Source organism: Lentzea sp. NPDC006480 (assembly GCF_040611995.1).
GTDB lineage: Bacteria > Actinomycetota > Actinomycetes > Mycobacteriales > Pseudonocardiaceae > Lentzea.
Window position 1 is genome coordinate 1 of record NZ_JBEXPJ010000327.1, and the last position, 2,590, is coordinate 2,590.

Below are 2,590 nucleotides of genomic sequence, written 5' to 3' on the forward strand. Positions count from 1 at the left end.
CGCGCTGGTGGCCGGCGACGTGGTGATCGGCATGTTCAAGAAGCGGGCGCGGTGCGTGGTCACGACGATCGATCCCGACACCGGGGCGCAGGACCCGGACCTGCAGGAAGCGCACGCCGCCGCGCCGTGGGCGGTCGTGTGGGACGACCACGAGATCGCGAACAACTGGGCGGGGCTGCAACCGGACACCCCGCAGCGGGACTTCGCCAAGCGCCGGGCGGCGGCGTTCCAGGCGTACTACGAGAACATGCCGATCCGCAGGTCACCAAGGCTGTACCGGCGGATCAAGTGGGGCTCGCTGGCCACGTTCCACATGCTCGACACCCGGCAGTACCGGACCGACCAGGCCTGCGGGGACGGGCTGCAGCTGTGCCCCGAACGGCTCGCTCCCGAGCGCACGATGCTCGGCGACGAGCAGGAGAACTGGCTGTTCAACGGGTTTCGCAGCTCCCAGGCGCGCTGGGACGTGCTCGGGCAGCAGGTGTTCTTCTCGCAGTACGACTACATCCCCGGCGACGAGGACAAGTTCCTGCTGGACGCGTGGGACGGCTACGCCGCCGACCGCGATCGGGTGGTGGCGCGGTTCGCGGACGTGCGGAACCCGGTCGTGCTCACCGGTGACGTGCACGCGGCGTGGGGCGCGGAGGTCAAGCAGCGCTGGGACGACCCGTCGTCGAAAACGCTCGCGACCGAACTGGTGACCACCTCGGTCTCCGCTGGTGGCGACGGCTCCGAGGAGTACGAGGACACCGGGGCGTGGCTGCGCGAGAACCCGCACGTGAAGTACTTCAACAACCGGCGGGGCTACACGCTGACCAGGTTCACGCCTGACGAGCTGCGGTCGGACTTCCGCGGGCTCGACTTCGTGACCCGGCCGGGTTCGCCCGTCCGCACCAAGGCGTCCTTCGCGGTGGAGGACCGAGTTCCAGGGCTTCACAGGCTTTAGGGGAAACGTTCACCTGGTATCCACCCTGGTGGGTGAGGGTCTCACCATGACTCGAGTGACGCGACGCGCACTCCTCATCGGGGGACTTGCGCTCACCACCGTCGGCGCCGGGTCGGACAGGCTGTCCGACCCGTTCACGCTCGGCGTCGCTTCCGGCGATCCGACCTACGACGGCGTGGTCCTGTGGACCCGTCTGGCACCCACCCCGCTCGCGGAGGACGGCATGGGCGGCATGCCGTCCCGCGTCGTCGAGGTGAAGTGGGAGATCGCCCTGGACGAGCGGTTCCGGCTCGTCGTCCGCCGCGGCACCGCCCACGCCCGGCCGGAGTTCGGCCACAGCGTCCACGTGGACGTGCGCGGTCTGCTGCCCGGCCGCGAGTACTTCTACCGCTTCTCCACCGAGGGCCACATCTCTCGTACCGGCCGCACGCGCACGGCGTTGGCACCCTGGGCGATGGGCAGCGGGCTCACGATGGCGTTCGCCTCCTGCTCGCAGTTCGAGCACGGCTACTTCACCGCGTACCGGCGCATGGCCGAGGACCAGCCGGACCTGGTGCTGCACCTCGGCGACTACCAGTACGAGTACAAGAAGGGCGTCTACACGATCCCCGGCGGCAACCCGCGTGACCACGAGGGGCCGGAGACCGAGACGCTCGCGAACTACCGGCAGCGGCACGCGCAGTACAAGACCGATCTTGATCTGCAGGAAGCGCACGCCGTCGCGCCGTGGCTCGTGGTCTTCGACGATCATGAAGTCGACAACAACTGGGCCGACGAGATCCCGGAGAAGCCGGAGATCCCGCAGCCGAACTTCCTGGCGCGGCGGGCGGCGGCGTTCCAGGCGTACTACGAGAACATGCCGATCCGGAACAAGCCGTCCGGCATCGACATCCAGCTCTACCGGCGCATCCAGTGGGGCGGGCTCGCCAACTTCCACATGCTCGACACCCGGCAGTACCGCGACGACCAGGCGTGCGGTGACGGGCTCAAGTCGTGCCCGGAGCGGCTGAACCCGACGCGCTCGATCACCGGTGCCGCGCAGGAGAAGTGGCTGCTCGACGGACTGCGGCGCTCGCACGCGCGGTGGGACGTGCTGGGACAGCAGGTGTTCTTCTCGCAGCTCGACTTCACGCCCGGTGCCGGTGAGTCGAACAACATGGACGCGTGGGACGGCTACGCGGCGAACCGCGACCGGGTGGCCGGCGGGTTCTGCCACACGCGCAACACCGTTGTGCTGACTGGAGATGTGCACGCGGCGTGGGCTGCGGAGGTCAAGGAACGCTGGAACGACCCGAGTTCCAGGACCGTCGCGACCGAGCTGGTGTCGACGTCGGTCACGTCCGGGGGTGACGGTTCGGAGACCCGGCCGGAGACGCCCGCGATCCTGGCCGAGAACCCGCACGTGAAGTTCTTCAACAACCGGCGCGGATACGTCCGGACGCGCATCACCTCACGCGAGGTGCGCGCGGACTTCCGCGGCCTCGACTACGTGCGCACGCCCGGAGCCCCGGTCACGACCAAGGCCAGCTTCGTCATCGAAGACCGCAACCCAGGCGGGAAGCCCGCAGCTTGCGCAGACGAAGGTCTCTGTCGAGAACGGCGTCGTCGTGGTCACGCTGACTGGCGAGGTCGATATGGTCAATG

The 2,590-nt window shown here is 68.7% G+C and carries 2 protein-coding genes; both read left to right on the forward strand.

The window, feature by feature from the left end; genetic code table 11:
• Positions 1-946: alkaline phosphatase D family protein (locus tag ABZX92_RS45620; RefSeq protein WP_355572379.1), on the forward strand; the 946-nt coding region annotated here is incomplete at its 5' end.
• 46 nt (positions 947-992) lie between these two features.
• On the forward strand, positions 993-2,590 hold a 1,598-nt coding region (locus tag ABZX92_RS45625), incomplete at its 3' end, for an alkaline phosphatase D family protein (RefSeq protein WP_355572381.1).